13 protein-coding genes are annotated in these 14,421 nt (G+C 61.9%); 11 read left to right on the top strand and 2 right to left on the bottom strand.

Annotated features, from left to right (window positions below; genetic code table 11):
* Positions 1–444: 444 nt before the first annotated feature.
* The 8 genes from NEZ08_RS25775 to NEZ08_RS10990 all read left to right on the top strand — a co-directional run bounded on the left by NEZ08_RS25775 (position 445) and on the right by NEZ08_RS10990 (position 8,526).
* Positions 445–588 (top strand): hypothetical protein, encoded by a 144-nt coding sequence (locus tag NEZ08_RS25775; RefSeq protein WP_367278404.1) that lies wholly within the window; start codon positions 445–447, stop codon positions 586–588.
* Positions 589–629: 41 nt separating this feature from the next.
* Positions 630–1,607 (top strand): cation diffusion facilitator family transporter, encoded by a 978-nt coding sequence (locus NEZ08_RS10960; RefSeq protein ID WP_298106742.1) that lies wholly within the window; start codon positions 630–632, stop codon positions 1,605–1,607.
* Between the two features lie 704 nt (positions 1,608–2,311).
* Positions 2,312–3,055: an alpha/beta fold hydrolase gene (locus NEZ08_RS10965; protein ID WP_367278405.1), complete on the top strand. Its 744-nt coding sequence runs from the start codon at positions 2,312–2,314 to the stop codon at positions 3,053–3,055.
* A 417-nt stretch (positions 3,056–3,472) separates the two neighbouring features.
* The gene (locus tag NEZ08_RS10970; protein WP_298106743.1) at positions 3,473–4,714 is read left to right on the top strand and encodes a branched-chain amino acid ABC transporter substrate-binding protein; all 1,242 of its coding nucleotides are present in this window, start codon (positions 3,473–3,475) and stop codon (positions 4,712–4,714) included.
* Positions 4,715–4,842: 128 nt separating this feature from the next.
* Positions 4,843–5,790 carry a branched-chain amino acid ABC transporter permease gene (locus NEZ08_RS10975; protein ID WP_298106744.1) on the top strand — a complete coding sequence of 316 codons (948 nt, stop codon included), beginning with the start codon at positions 4,843–4,845 and terminating at the stop codon, positions 5,788–5,790.
* Positions 5,787–7,085, top strand: a complete 1,299-nt coding sequence (locus tag NEZ08_RS10980) for a branched-chain amino acid ABC transporter permease (RefSeq protein WP_298106746.1) — start codon at positions 5,787–5,789, stop codon at positions 7,083–7,085. Before NEZ08_RS10975 ends, NEZ08_RS10980 begins: the two co-directional genes overlap by 4 nt.
* Positions 7,082–7,831, top strand: coding sequence for an ABC transporter ATP-binding protein (locus NEZ08_RS10985; RefSeq protein WP_298106747.1), 750 nt, complete (start codon positions 7,082–7,084; stop codon positions 7,829–7,831). The genes NEZ08_RS10980 and NEZ08_RS10985 overlap by 4 nt, the downstream gene beginning before the upstream one ends.
* Positions 7,831–8,526 (top strand): ABC transporter ATP-binding protein, encoded by a 696-nt coding sequence (locus tag NEZ08_RS10990; RefSeq protein ID WP_298106748.1) that lies wholly within the window; start codon positions 7,831–7,833, stop codon positions 8,524–8,526. Before NEZ08_RS10985 ends, NEZ08_RS10990 begins: the two co-directional genes overlap by 1 nt.
* 93 nt (positions 8,527–8,619) lie before the next feature.
* Here NEZ08_RS10990 and NEZ08_RS10995 read toward each other — a convergent pair whose 3' ends face one another.
* Both NEZ08_RS10995 and NEZ08_RS11000 read right to left on the bottom strand, forming a co-directional pair.
* Positions 8,620–9,231, bottom strand: a complete 612-nt coding sequence (locus NEZ08_RS10995) for a CinA family protein (protein WP_298106749.1) — start codon at positions 9,229–9,231, stop codon at positions 8,620–8,622.
* A gap of 27 nt (positions 9,232–9,258) precedes the next feature.
* On the bottom strand, positions 9,259–10,458 hold the full coding sequence (locus NEZ08_RS11000; RefSeq protein ID WP_298106750.1) for a bifunctional 2-C-methyl-D-erythritol 4-phosphate cytidylyltransferase/2-C-methyl-D-erythritol 2,4-cyclodiphosphate synthase: 1,200 nt from the start codon (positions 10,456–10,458) through the stop codon (positions 9,259–9,261).
* A gap of 282 nt (positions 10,459–10,740) precedes the next feature.
* Between NEZ08_RS11000 and dusB the strand changes: the two genes are divergently transcribed.
* From dusB to ntrC, 3 genes are read left to right on the top strand one after another with little or no spacing between them, the layout of a single operon-like run.
* Positions 10,741–11,742: a tRNA dihydrouridine synthase DusB gene (gene dusB, locus NEZ08_RS11005; protein WP_298106788.1), complete on the top strand. Its 1,002-nt coding sequence runs from the start codon at positions 10,741–10,743 to the stop codon at positions 11,740–11,742.
* Positions 11,739–12,914, top strand: coding sequence for a nitrogen regulation protein NR(II) (locus NEZ08_RS11010; protein ID WP_298106751.1), 1,176 nt, complete (start codon positions 11,739–11,741; stop codon positions 12,912–12,914). Before dusB ends, NEZ08_RS11010 begins: the two co-directional genes overlap by 4 nt.
* A 9-nt stretch (positions 12,915–12,923) precedes the next feature.
* Entirely contained in the window at positions 12,924–14,366 is a 1,443-nt protein-coding gene (ntrC, locus tag NEZ08_RS11015; RefSeq protein WP_298106752.1) for a nitrogen regulation protein NR(I), read from the top strand.
* The last annotated feature ends 55 nt before the right edge of the window (positions 14,367–14,421 follow it).

A 14,421-nucleotide genomic window follows, 5' to 3' on the forward strand; every position in this document is an offset into this window, starting at 1 on the left:
ACCAGCGTCGAGGTATCAGGACGCCACGACTTCGCCGTCCGCGAGCGCGCGCATTCGTCTGTTGCGCGCGCCGCGTCCACCGCATCTTCCGCCAACGTTCAGTGACGATCGCGAAACGCCCCTCTTGCCGGGCGGAAGACGCGCGAAGATGTGCCCGTGATTTGCCCGACGGCGCAAGCGGAATTTGCCGGCAGCGATCGCGTGAAGCATTTTGGTGCGCTGCCGGGGAAGAGGGCGAACGCGTCACATATCGTTTCGATCCGGAGAAGCCCCATATGCACGTCCCTCGATTCCAACTCATACGGAGTACTGCGTTCATCAAATCTGAGGATGTAATAACGTTGCACATCGATAGCCGAGCTCCGCGCGAGTGCGGAAGAGCCTGCTCAATATGAGAATATATGACACGAAATCGCTCCTGCGGAGGCGCAGGCCGCCGATGGGGTGCAACGACCGCTTGCGTCCGTTGTTATCGGAGGGATCGCCTCGTTCACCGTCCTGACTTTGCTGGTGCTCCCGGCGCATTATGTATTGTTCCGGAAAGAGGCAAAGCCTGCTCCCGCGAGCCCGTCCAGCGAGAGCGTCTAGCTTCGGAGCTTCCGATTCCGTGACGATTTGAGGAACCTCGAATGGCTTCAGACCGATCCCACTCGCATGCTGACAACCACAATGGAGGCGACAGCCACGACGACCATGACGACCATTCCCACGGTACCGGCCGTGTTCACGCCCCTGCTGATTTCGGGAGGGCGTTTGCCGTCGGCGTCGCGCTGAACACCGCGCTGGTCGCGGCCGAGGGAATCTATGGCTATCTCGGTAACTCGACCGCACTTCTGGCGGACGCGGGGCACAATCTTGGTGATGTCCTGGGTTTGATTGTGGCGTGGAGTGCATCGGTGGCGGCCAAACGTGCGCCAAGCGGACGCTTTACCTACGGCTTTCGCCGGACTTCAATTCTCGCCGCTCTTGCAAATGCGGTTTTCCTGCTTGTCGCGATTGGCGCCATCGGGCTCGAGTCGATCCAGCGTCTCTGGAGCCCGGAACCTGTCGCGGGAATTACCGTGATGGTCGTGGCGGCGTTCGGTATCCTGATCAACGGCGCTACTGCGCTGCTCTTCGCAAGCGGCCGGAAGGGGGATATCAACATTCGGGGCGCCTTTCTCCATATGGCGGGTGATGCCGCGGTCTCCGCCGGCGTTGTCGTTGCGACCGCACTGATCCAGTTCACGAATTGGTTGTGGCTGGATCCCGTGACGAGCCTGCTGATCTGTGCAGTCATCCTCTGGAGCACCTGGGGACTGTTGCGAGCTTCGATCGACATGTCGCTCGACGCCGCGCCGCGCGGTACCGACGTCGAGGCGGTGCGGCAGTTTCTATTGGGCCGCCCTGGCGTCGCAAACGTGCATGACCTGCATGTCTGGCCGATCAGCACCACGGAGACCGCGATGACCTGCCACGTCGTCATGCCGGCCGGCCATCCCGGAGATGACTTCTTGATCGAATCGGCGAGTATACTGCGACGGTCGTTCAAAATTGTGCACCCCACTCTGCAGATCGAAGTCAACGAAGATAACGCCTGCGCTTTGGCGCCCAATAGCGTCGTCTAGCCGGAGTACGAGGTGACCGCACTGTTGTCCGGGAGAGGACGACCAAATGATCGGCGAGAGGTGTGAGATGATTATTAGACGATCTCTGTCCGCGCTTTTTTTGCTGCTGATGACATGCAACGGCCTATCGGCGAAGGGCGGCTCCTATCGCATGGAAAACCGGTATAATCCACAGCATGTCGACAGCCTACCTGCCGAAGTCCGCACCTCCATCTTCCGCACATGCAAAGAGCCAAAAGCTTTGCATCCGTTCGCGGCCTATTCGGATGGTTCGAGAAAGATAGAGCTTCACTTCGAACATTTCCTCTGCAATGGGGGCGACAGCTATTGCCGCCCATCAGGGTGCTTGCATCAAGTCTGGGTTTGGGAGCGCGGTCACTATCGTCTCACGCAAAGTTTCTACGCTCCCGCGGGCGATAGAATTGGCGCATGGTAGACCCGGCTTTGCCGTTGCGAGGCCATCGCGCTGCCGGTGAAAGCGATCGAGCAGCCTGGTTCGCGAACTCCGGGCAGTAAAAACAAAGTCGATTGACATGCGCTTCGAGTGTTATCCTACCTAGTCAGAGGTCTCTTACAAACACATGCAGGAATCCCTGATTTGGAACTGGCGCGGACGGGATATTCAGCTCGGGGTCGATATCCGGGGAGAAGGTCCAACAGTTGTGATGTTGCCGGCCTTGAGTTCAATCTCAAGCCGCAGCGAGATGCACCCGATCTCGGAGCTTTTGAACTCAAGCTTCAGATGTGTCGCGGTCGATTTGCCGGGCTTTGGTTCGCTGCCGCGGCCGCCGACCGCTTGGGCCCCTGATGCGTACCGCTCCTTCGTTGCGTTCATCCTTGACCGTTTCTCGAATCCCGTCGCCACAGTCGCGGCCGGCCATGCCGCCGGGTACCTAATTGGACACGTCGCCGGTCATCCCGGCTCGGCCGGCCGGCTGTGCTTGGTTGCACCGACCTGGCGAGGGCCGCTTCCGACAATGATGGGCCGTCGGCATCCTGCGTTTCGCGCGCTGTCTCGCGTTGTCGATGTCCCTGGTCTTGGGACGGCGCTTTACAGGTTGAACGTCAATCGGCCGATGATCCGCATGATGAGTCTTGGGCACGTTTACTCCGACCGGTCGTGGCTGACCGCGCAGCGTTTTGCGGAGAAGCTGCAGGTGACGAATGCTATCGGCGCGCGCCACGCCTCTTTCAGGTTCGTCGCCGGTGAGCTCGATCCGATGACCAGCCGGGACGAGTTCTTGCAAGCGGCACGACGCGTCAAAGATCCAATATTGGTCGTGTATGGTGCGAAGACGCCGCTTCGGTCGAAGTCGGAGATGCAAGCGCTATCGGAACTGCCGGGAATTTCCTCGGTCGAATTGCCCGAGGGAAAACTGGCCGTACATGAGGAGTTTCCAACGGAAACTGCTGCAGCCATTCGCCGTTTCCTGGGAGCGGCGCCTTAGACGAGGCGTTCACCCAATCGCCTCGTTCTCGACGATGAGCGGAAAACTGAGAATAGCTGAGTTCCAATCCGCTCAACCCGCCACGAGTATGTGGAATCACACGGATGGGCCCCGCTGCTTGACCAAAATCCCCTCGGTTTGGTTGGGTAGAGCAAAATGCCCTCACGTGTGTCGGCTAACTATCCCTGGAAAGCCGGGGCATGACGCTTTCGCCAGGCGGAATGACAGTCGCCACGCAGCGATTGAAAGAGGCGCCAGTCGAAGGGGACGGACAGGGGTACCGGCGCTCAAGTGATCCTCCGGCGACGAAAGTTGTAGGCTTGTCAACGCGCGCTTAGCCGAACTATCAATGGTCTTGCCGACTACAACGAATAAGACCTTGGCGTTGGTCTAAAAAATCGAGGAGGAGCCTTAGGCATGCGGAAGATGATCATGACTGCTGCGATGGCTGTGCCATTTCTGGTTGGTGCGGCGCATGCGCAGGACAGTCTCAAGATTGGTTATATCGATCCTCTGTCAGGCGGCGGCGCCAGCATCGGCGAGGGCGGTCTCAAGACGTACCAGTTTCTTGCCGACGAACTGAATGCCAAGGGCGGCATTCTCGGCCACAAGGTCGAGATCGTGCCGATGGACAACAAGACCAATCCGCAGGAAAGCCTGGTGCAGGCCCAGAAGGCGATCGACGCCGGCATCCACTACATCACCCAGGGCAACGGCTCGTCGGTGGCCGCGGCGCTCGAGGATTTCGTCACCAAGAACAACTCGCGCAATCCTGGCAAGGAGTTGCTGTATTTCAACTATGCCGCGGTGGATCCGGCGCTGACCAACGAGAAGTGCAGCTTTTGGCATTTCCGCTGGGACGCCAATTCCGACATCAAGATGGAGGCGCTCACTAACTACATGAAGGGCGAGAAATCCATCAAGAAGGTCTACCTGATCAACCAGGATTATTCGTTTGGTCAGGCGGTTCGCACCGAGGCGCGCAAGATGCTCGCTGCAAAGCGACCCGACATCCAGATCGTTGGCGACGAAGTGCATCCGTTGCTCAAGGTGACCGACTTCTCGCCGTATATCGCCAAGATCAAGGCCTCCGGCGCTGATACCGTCGTCACCGGCAACTGGGGCCAGGACATTGCGCTGCTGTTGAAGGCGGCCGCGGACGCCGGCCTGAAGGTCAGCTGGTACACCTACTATGCCGGAGGCGCCGGCGGCCCGACCGCGATCAAGCAGGCCGGCCTCGATCATCAGGTGTACCAGATCACCGAGGGCATCCCTAACTCCGGCAACAAGACGGCGATGGGTTTCGAAAAAGAATTCCGCGCCAAGGAAAATATGTCGCTGTGGTATCCGCGCGCCGTCAACGAGATGCGGATGTTCAAGGCAGCCGCCGAGAAGGCCAATTCGCTCGATCCGGTGAAGGTCGCCGCAGCGCTGGAGGGCATGAAGTTCGAGGTCCTTGATGGCGGCGAAGGCTTCATGCGCAAGGAAGATCACCAGTTCTTCCAGCCGATCTACATCTCCTCGTTCGGCAGCCTGAAGGACAAGGCGAAGGATCCGTTCGACGAGGAAAACACCGGTTGGGGCTGGCATCTCGTATCCAAGATCGACACCGCCCAGACCATCCTGCCGACGACCTGCAAGATGAAGCGGCCTGACTGATCTGTCGATCATTCCGCCCCGGTGCGCTGTTCCGGCGCCGGGGCGGACAGTCCCCGGCGAGTGATGCCGGGGATCTTTTCTCGATCTTTTCGCGCAGTAATTAATCGAGCCATTCGGCGGGTGGGCTTTTGCTTGAGTTGATCGTCATTTCAACGCTCAACGGCGTTTTGTTCGGGATGCTGCTGTTCCTCTTGTCCAGCGGCTTGACCGTCATCTTCAGCATGATGGGTGTGCTGAATTTCGCCCATGCCAGCTTCTACATGCTGGGGGCTTTCTTCGGGTATCAACTCACCAGGTGGATCGGCTTCTGGCCGGCACTGGTGCTGGCGCCGCTCCTGGTCGGCGTGGTCGGCATGGCGGTCGAACGCTACGGTCTGCGCAACACCCACAGGCACGGCCACGTCGCCGAATTGCTGCTGACCTTTGGCCTTGCGTTTGCGATCGAGGAAATCGTCTCGATGATCTGGGGCAAGAGCCCGGTGGACTACCGGATTCCGGCGGCGCTCGATTTTCCTGCCTTCACCGTGTTCTCCACCAACTATCCCGCCTACAAGATCTTCATGCTGGCGATTTCGGTCTCGATCTTCGTGGCGCTTCTTATCGTGCTCAAGAAGACGCGCGTCGGCCTCATCGTGCAGGCGGCGCTGACCTATCCGACCATGGTCGGCCATCTCGGCCATAATGTCGGGCGCGTCTTCATGGTGGTGTTCGGCGTCGGCAGCGCGCTCGCGGGCCTTGCCGGCGTCATCGCCGGTCCTTCGCTGGTGACGCAGTCCGATATGGCTTCGCTGCTTGGACCGATCCTGTTCGTGGTGATCGTGTTCGGCGGGCTTGGTTCGCTGCCCGGCGCCTTCATCGCGTCGCTCCTGATCGGGTTAATCCAGACCTTTGCCGTCGCACTCAATGGCTCGCTGGCGAGCGCGTTCGGGCCGCTCGACCCGAGCCTCGGACCATCGGTGCTGACCGATATCTGGAACGTAACCATCGCCCAGATCGCGCCGATCCTGCCTTATGTCCTGCTGGTCTTGATCCTGATCGTCCGCCCCATGGGTCTTTTGGGGACGCGCGAAACATGACAGATGCCACCGCACTCGATGAATTGAAGGAGCAGCCCGGCGGGAATCTCCGCTTCTACGGCATCTGGCTGATCGCTGCCGCGGCGTTGATCGTACTGCCCCTGGTATTCTCTTCGGGCAGTTCACTGACGTCGTTCAATCTGATCGGAATCGCCATCATCTTCGCGCTCTCCTACAACATCCTGCTCGGCCAGACGGGCCTGTTGTCATTCGGCCATGCCGTCCACTACGGCCTCGGGGGCTTCCTCGCCGTCCATGTCATGAATGCGGTCGCCAATTACAACTGGCCGCTCCCGCTGCCTTTCATTCCGCTGGTCGGCGGCGTCGGGGGGCTTGCCTTCGCGATCCTGGTCGGCTGGGTCATGACCAAGCGCGCGGGAACGGTGTTTGCGATGATTTCGCTCGGCATCGGCGAACTGGTCGCATCGTCGTCGCTGATCCTGCGTAGCGTGTTCGGCGGTGAATCCGGCATTACCACCGATCGTACTGCCTTGCCTCACATGTTCGGCTGGACCTTCGGGCCACAGCGCCAGGTCTATTACCTGATCGCCTTCTGGGTGCTGGTCTCGGCGATTGCGATGTATGCTTTGACCCGGACGCCGCTCGGGCGCATCTGCAACGCCGTGCGTGACAATCCGGAGCGCGTCGAATTCATCGGCTACGACCCCCACGTGGTGCGATACTTCGCCTATGGATTTGCCGGATTTTTCGCCGGAATTGCCGGCGGTCTCACCGCCATCAACTTCGAAATCGCGAACTCCGCCTATCTCGGGGCAACCCAGTCGGGCATCGTGCTGTTCGCTGCGTTCATCGGAGGCACCGCCTATTTCTTCGGACCGATCCTGGGCGCAATTCTCGTGACGTATCTGCAACTCGGGCTGACCAACATTACCACCGTATGGCAACTTTATTTCGGCATCATCTTCATCGGCATCGTGATGTTTGCACCGGGCGGTATTGCGGGCCTGTTGATGATGCATCGTCCGCTGGTCCGTGCCGGATCATGGCCCGTCGTGATCCCGTCCTACCTCCTCGCGGCTCTGCCGACGCTGGTGTTCGCACTTGGCATCATCCTTTCGATCGAAACGGTCGCGCACTACACGGCAAGCGAGGGCGAAGGCAACATCATCAATCTTTTTGGCGTGCCGTTCGACGCGACTGCGCCCACCACCTGGGCCGTTGCGGCCTTGCTTGTCGTCGGCGGTTTTCTGATCGCGCGCCTGACCTGGCGGCGGGTCGCTGATGCCTGGGATCGCGCCGCGACGGTAGCCCGGGACCGGGGGTATCTCGCGTGAGCGCAGCGATCGAAATCAAGGATGTGCAGAAGCGCTTCGGCAATGTGAGCATTATCCGCGACCTCAACCTGAGTGTCGCGAAGGGCGAGCGTCATGCCATCATCGGCCCTAACGGTGCCGGCAAGTCGACGACGTTCAACCTGATCAGCGGTTACATCAAGCCGAGCGCGGGCGAGATACGCTTGAATGGCGACGCCATCTCCGGCTTGCGGCCGTTCGAAATCAACCGGCGCGGGCTGTCGCGCTCATTCCAGGTCACCAATGTCTTTGCCCGGATGACGGTGCTGGAAAACGTGCGCTGCGCCGTGCTGTGGGCAACCGGCCATGGCTATGCCTTCTGGAAGAATGTCGATCACCTGCCGGAGGTGAAGCGGCGCACCGATCGGATTCTCGACGACATCCATCTCGGCCACCGCCGGGATGTGCCCGCGGGGCTTCTGACCTATGCCGAGCAGCGCGAGCTCGAAATCGGCATCACCATCGCCGGCGGCGCCAGCGTCATCATGCTGGATGAGCCGACCGCGGGCATGAGCCTCGCCGAGACCGAACGCGCGGTGGCCCTGATCCGCCGCCTGACTGAAGGGCGCACGCTCGTGATTGTCGAGCACGATATGAGCGTGGTGTTCGGCCTCGCCGACCGCATTTCGGTGCTGGTCTACGGTCAGATCATCGCCTCGGGCACGCCGGAGGAAATTCGTGCCAATCGGCAGGTCAAGGAAGCCTATCTCGGCGAGGAGGCTCACTGATGCTGGAGGTCAGGGATCTTCACGCCTATTACGGCAAGAGCCACATCCTTCAGGGCGTCAATCTGGACATCCGCGCCGGCGAGGTCGTGAGCCTGCTCGGGCGTAATGGCGTCGGCCGTTCGACGACCGTCAAGGCGATCATGGGCGAGGTCGCGCCGCAGGGCATCGTCCGCTTCAAGGGACGGGATATCGCGGGGCTGCCGAGCCACAAGATCGCGCGATGCGGTCTGGGTTATGTACCGGAACATCGCGACATCTTCCCCGGACTTACCGTCCGTCAAAACCTCTTGCTCGGCATCAAGGACGTGCGTCGTCCCGGCAGATGGCGGATCGAAGGCATGCTCGAGATGTTTCCCAACCTTGCGGCGCGCGCCGATACGCCGGCCGAGGTCTTATCCGGCGGCGAGAAACAGATGCTGACGGTTTGCCGAACGCTGATGGGCGATCCCGAACTGATCATGATCGACGAGCCCACCGAGGGGCTGGCGCCGTTGATCGTGCAGCAGGTGGGCGATCTGATCGCGAAAATTGCCGAGGCCGGGGTCTCCATATTGCTCGTCGAACAGAAGCTGTCGATCGCGCTGCGCATTTCTCATCGCGTCTACCTCATGGGACACGGCCGCATCGTGTTCGAAGGCACGCCGGACGAACTAAGGGCCAATGACGAGGTTCGCAAGCAGTGGCTCGAGGTGTGACGCGCGCCCGATGACGGACTACGCACACCATGAAAGGATGCCGGATTGCATCTCGTCGCTTGCGTTCCTCGCGGTGGAAGGAAGCCGGGTTGGCTATCCCCGCGGCGGCCGTCGCCGCTTCATCGCGTGCCGGCGCGGTGTCCGCGTCACGCGGGGGCGGATGCGGCTGACGGCAGCGCGTTTTGGTTTGGCGACCTTCGGCCCGCGCGCCATCTCCATCAGCATTCGCAGCGCCTCGATGACCGAGCGCTGTCGCACGGCGCTGCGGCCGATCGCCCCAAACCGGCATTCGTGGGTCGTGATGCGCCCGTCGCGGGCGGCGACAGCAAAATGCACGAGACCGACCGGCTTGCCTGGCACCGCGCCCCCGGGCCCGGCTATACCGGTGATGGCGACGGCGAGATCGACTTCGGCTCGCTCCAGCGCGCCGACCGCCATTTGGATGGCGGTTTCCTTACTGACGGCGCCGAAGGTCGCCAGCGTGTCTGCCTCGACACCCAGCATCGTGCGCTTGGCGTCGTTCGAATAGGTGACGAAGCCTCGGTCGATCACATCGGAAGAGCCGGGAATGTCGGTGAGCGCGCCGGCGACGAGACCACCGGTGCAGGATTCCGCAGTTGCAATCGTCAGTTTGCGGCTGCGGCAGAGATCGAGCAGCGCGCGGGCGAGGGTGGTTGTGGAGCCGATTTGACGTTCGCTAGCCATTTGCCCCGCTGCCCCCCTAACCAGACGTCAAATCGCGATCGGTCCCTTGTCATCCCACGGCAGGCGGATAGTGGCGCAGGCGGTGGCTGCGATGCCTTCCTCGCGGCCGGTGAAGCCGAGGCGTTCGCTGGTCGTTGCTTTCACGGCGATGCGCGAAATATCAAGCCCGGTAATCTCGGCGATCCGCGCCCGCATCTGATCGCGCAAGGGACCGATCTTCGGCCGCTCGCAGATCAACGTGACCTCGAGATTGGCGATGCGTCCACCGCGCGCGGCGACGCGCTCGACGGCGTATTTGAGGAATTTGTCGGAAGCTGCGCCCTTCCATTTCATGTCGCTGGGCGGAAAGTGCGAGCCGATATCGCCGTCGGCGAGCGCGCCCAGGATGGCGTCGACCAGTGCATGCAGACCGACGTCGCCGTCGGAATGGGCGAGAAAGCCTTTGGTGTGAGGCACACGGATGCCGCAGATCATCAGGTGGTCGCCCTCGCCAAAGGCATGCACGTCATAACCCGTTCCGGTCCTGATGTCGCCGAGCAGGCTTGCCAGGCGCGCTTCCTCGCGGACGAAATCTTCCGGTGTCGTGAGTTTCATGTTTGCAGCTTCACCTTCAAATGTCGCGACGGTCAATCCTACCCATTCGGCGAGCGCCGCATCATCGGTGAAATCGTCACGTCCCTCGCGCGCGGCACGGCGGTGCGCCTCGAGGATAGTGTCGAAATGGAACGACTGCGGCGTTTGCGCAATCCGCAGTCGCGCGCGTTCGGGCGTTGCCTCGATGCGGCCGTTGCCGTCGACCAGCTTGATGGTGTCCGCGACCGGAATAGCGGGAACGGCCGCGCGCGTTGCGGACGCCGCATCGATCGCGCGCGAGATGAGGGCCTTTGAGACAAACGGCCGCGCCGCGTCATGGATCAGGACGATGTCAGGCTTTTCGGCAACGAGGGCTTCCAGCCCCGCATGCACCGAGGCCTGCCGTGTCGCGCCGCCTTTGGCCGGTGGGGCGTGAGCCAGTCCGCGCACCGCATCATTGAAGCTGGCCGCATCGTCCGGATTGACGACAGGCTGCACGACGGAGACCTGCGGATGCGAACTGAATGGCGCCATCGCCCGGTAGATCACCGGCTGACCGCCGATCGCGCGGTACTGTTTCGGCCCGCCCGCGCCGGCGCGGAGGCCGCGGCCAGCGGCAACGAGGATGGCGGCGGTCCGCGGCGGATTCGTCATGGTTCTCGGCTATCAGTTGTCAGGAATTGAGGAACCCAGCGTGTGACCGGGGCCCAGCCCTTATCACGCCGAGGCACCGAAGCCAGAGCGTTTCCTGCGGGGACGGCACAAATGCCTGATATGTTGCAGTGCACTTGCAACGCACGTTGACTTGTCTAAACTGTAGGCATGAAACTTGACTGCACAAGATTTGTGCTAGAGAATGGTTTCTTGCGGGTAAGGGCACCCGCGCAGCCAGATGGGAAATCCGTGGGCAGTTTCGACTATTTGCGTCCTAACCCATTGAAAATCGGTGACATTGCGGTCGCGAACCGGGTTTTTCTGGCGCCCATGTCGGGCGTCACTGACGCACCGTTTCGGCGTCTCGCGGCGGAACTGGGGGCAGGGCTGGTGGTCTCGGAGATGACCGCCAGCGACGATCTGGTGAACGGCAAGCCGATGTCGCAACTCAGGTGTGAGGCGGCCGGAATCGGGCCCCATGTCGTTCAGCTCGCCGGCTGTGAAGCCAAATGGATGGCGGAAGGCGCGCGGATTGCCGAAGCCGCGGGCGCTGACATCATCGATATCAACATGGGATGCCCGGCGCGCCACGTCACGGGTGGGCAGTCCGGTTCGGCCTTGATGCGCGATCTTGATCATGCCGTGCGCCTGATCGAGGCGACCGTCGGCGCAGTGAACGTCCCGGTAACGCTGAAGATGCGGCTCGGCTGGGATGAACGATCGTTGAATGCGCCGGAGCTGGCGCGACGCGCCGAAGCATCAGGTGTGCAGCTGATTTCCGTTCATGGCCGGACGCGTTGCCAGTTCTACAAAGGCGCAGCCGACTGGCAGGCTGTGCGGGCGGTCAAGGACGCCATCCGAATTCCCCTTGTCGTCAATGGCGACATCACTTCTTTCGACGCGGCGGTGGCGGCGATGGAAGCCTCCGGCGCCGATGCGGTCATGGTCGGCCGCGGCGCGCAGGGCCAGCCCTGGCTGCTCGGTCAGCTCGGCCGCCAGCTCGAGGCCGGCGTGGCCGAGGCCGCGCCGTCGCTAAAGGAGCAGCTCCGCCACGTCCGTACGCTCTATGACGAAATCTGCCGACATTATGGTCTGCGGATCGGTCTGCGCCACGCGCGCAAGCATCTCGGCTGGGCGCTCGAGGTCGCGGCCGGCCATAGCTGCGCGCCGGCGGAGCTCTTGAGAAACTGGCGTGGTAAGATCCTGACGTCTGAGGACCCAGGGGTCGTTCATCGGTCTTTGGGCGAGGCATTCGACAATTTCGCGTGGAAAGCTGCCGCATGAGCTCCACCGCCGAACATCGCCCGCCGCTGCCGTCAGACTCGGACATCATTCTCAACGCGCTGCCAAATCCCGTGCTGCTGGTCGGGCCGGACGGGCGCATCGTCGACGCCAACATGGCCGCAGAATCGTTTTTCGAAATTTCGGCCCAGTTCCTGCAGCGGCATTCGCTGAAAGAGCTGGTGCCGTTCGGCAGTCCGCTGCTCGCGTTGATCGATCAGGTTCGCATCAGCAGTGCCCCGGTTTATGAATACAGGGTCGACCTCGGCACGCCACGTACGGGAGCCGACCGCCAGGTCGACCTTCACGTTGCGCCCGTCACCGAGCGCCCCGGCCATATCGTCGTAATGCTCCAGGAACGCAGCATCGCCGACAAGATGGACCGGCAACTGACGCATCGAAGCGCGGCGCGCTCGGTGATTGCACTGGCGGCCATGCTGGCGCATGAAATCAAGAATCCACTGTCCGGCATCCGCGGCGCCGCGCAATTGCTTGAGCAGGCGGCTTCTCCCGAAGACCGCACGCTGACGCGCCTGATCTGCGACGAAGCCGACCGAATCGTCACGCTGGTCGACCGGATGGAAGTGTTCGGCGACGACCGGCCGGTGGCGCGCGGTCCGGTCAATATCCATTCGGTGCTCGATCACGTCAAACGGCTGGCGCAGTCCGGCTTTGCCCGCAACGTCCGCTTCATCGAGGACTATGATCCCTCGCTGCCGCCGGTGCTCGCCAACCAGGATCAGCTGATCCAGGTGTTCCTCAACCTCGTCAAGAACGCGGCCGAAGCCACCGCCGAACTCGGCAGTGACGCGGAGATCCAGCTGACCACCGCATTCCGTCCGGGCGTGCGCCTGTCGGTGCCGGGAAAGAAATCGCGCGTCTCGCTGCCGCTCGAATTCTGCGTGCGTGACAACGGTCCGGGCGTGCCGGACGACCTCCTGCCGAACCTGTTCGATCCATTTGTGACGACCAAGCCGACAGGAAGCGGGCTCGGTCTGGCGCTGGTCGCCAAGATCGTTGGCGATCACGGCGGCATTATCGAGTGCGACTCCCAACCAAGAAAGACGACCTTCCGCGTGCTGTTGCCCATGTTCAATCCTACCAAGAAACCTGATCAGAGTGACCGCGATGACGTTGCCGGGACGCCGTTGCACACCTCGCAGAACATAAGATGAGGAATAGCGATGCCCGCAGGTAGCATTCTCGTAGCCGACGACGACACCGCTATCCGTACCGTTCTCAACCAGGCGCTGTCGCGCGCCGGATATGAGGTGAGATTGACCGGAAATGCCGCGACGCTGTGGCGATGGGTAAGCCAGGGCGAGGGCGATCTCGTCATCACCGATGTGGTGATGCCTGATGAGAACGCGTTCGACCTGCTGCCGCGGATCAAGAAGATGCGGCCCAATCTGCCCGTCATCGTGATGAGCGCGCAGAACACCTTCATGACCGCGATCCGCGCTTCGGAGCGCGGAGCTTACGAATACCTGCCGAAGCCCTTCGACCTCAAGGAATTGATCGCGATCGTCGGCCGCGCACTGTCGGAGCCGAAGGAGCGGGTCGCGAGCACGCCCGACGATGCAGAATTCGATTCGATCCCCCTGGTCGGTCGCTCGCCGGCGATGCAGGAAATCTATCGGGTGCTGGCGCGTCTGATGCAGACGGATCTGACGGTGATGATTTCGGGCGAGTCCGGCACCGGAAAGGAACTGGTCGCGCGCGCGCTGCATGACTACGGCAAGCGGCGCAATGGTCCGTTTGTGGCCGTCAACATGGCGGCGATCCCGCGTGACCTGATCGAGTCGGAGTTGTTCGGCCATGAGCGCGGGGCCTTCACCGGCGCCAACACGCGTGCCTCGGGCCGCTTCGAGCAGGCGGAAGGCGGCACGCTCTTTCTGGACGAAATCGGCGACATGCCGATGGAAGCGCAGACGCGGCTTTTGCGCGTGCTTCAGCAGGGCGAGTACACAACCGTCGGCGGCCGCACGCCGATCAAGACCGATGTGCGCATTGTGGCTGCCAGCAACAAGGATCTGCGAATCCTGATCCAGCAGGGCCTGTTCCGCGAGGATTTGTTCTTCCGCCTGAACGTGGTGCCGCTAAGGCTGCCGCCGCTGCGCGAACGGATCGAGGATCTTCCGGACCTGATCCGTCATTTCTTCGCTTTGGCGGAGAAGGACGGCCTGCCGCCGAAGAAGCTCGATGCAATGGCGCTGGAACGGATGAAGCAGCACCGCTGGCCCGGCAACGTGCGCGAACTGGAAAATCTCGCGCGGCGTCTTGCGGCACTCTACCCGCAGGACGTCATCACGGCTTCCGTGATCGACGGCGAACTGGCCCCGCCGGCGGTTGCCTCCGGTGGCAACCTGCAGCAGGGGGTTGATAATCTGGGCGGGGCGGTCGAGGCCTATCTGTCCTCGCATTTCTCCGGTTTCCCGAATGGCGTGCCGCCGCCGGGTCTGTATCACCGCATCCTCAAGGAGATCGAAGTGCCGTTGCTGACGGCGGCGCTCGCGGCAACCCGTGGTAACCAGATCCGGGCCGCCGATCTGCTCGGTTTGAACCGAAACACGCTGCGGAAGAAGATCAGGGATCTCGACATTCAGGTCTATCGGACGGGCAACTGAGTATTCATTTGCTGGCCTCTCTGGCGGGGGGATTGCTCCGACAGGCCTGTGCTGG

Origin of the sequence: Bradyrhizobium sp. (assembly GCF_027451485.1) — a bacterium.
In the GTDB taxonomy this organism is placed as follows: Bacteria; Pseudomonadota; Alphaproteobacteria; order Rhizobiales; family Xanthobacteraceae; genus Bradyrhizobium.

Coding starts and splice junctions, on each gene's coding strand:
- NEZ08_RS10995 (WP_298106749.1), bottom strand. CDS start 9,231: ATGGCTAGCGAACGTCAAATCGGCTCCACAACCACCCTCGCCCGCGCG.
- NEZ08_RS11010 (WP_298106751.1), top strand. CDS start 11,739: ATGAGCTCCACCGCCGAACATCGCCCGCCGCTGCCGTCAGACTCGGAC.
- ntrC (WP_298106752.1), top strand. CDS start 12,924: ATGCCCGCAGGTAGCATTCTCGTAGCCGACGACGACACCGCTATCCGT.
- NEZ08_RS10980 (WP_298106746.1), top strand. CDS start 5,787: ATGACAGATGCCACCGCACTCGATGAATTGAAGGAGCAGCCCGGCGGG.
- NEZ08_RS10960 (WP_298106742.1), top strand. CDS start 630: ATGGCTTCAGACCGATCCCACTCGCATGCTGACAACCACAATGGAGGC.
- NEZ08_RS10990 (WP_298106748.1), top strand. CDS start 7,831: ATGCTGGAGGTCAGGGATCTTCACGCCTATTACGGCAAGAGCCACATC.
- NEZ08_RS10970 (WP_298106743.1), top strand. CDS start 3,473: ATGCGGAAGATGATCATGACTGCTGCGATGGCTGTGCCATTTCTGGTT.
- NEZ08_RS10965 (WP_367278405.1), top strand. CDS start 2,312: ATGCACCCGATCTCGGAGCTTTTGAACTCAAGCTTCAGATGTGTCGCG.
- NEZ08_RS11000 (WP_298106750.1), bottom strand. CDS start 10,458: ATGACGAATCCGCCGCGGACCGCCGCCATCCTCGTTGCCGCTGGCCGC.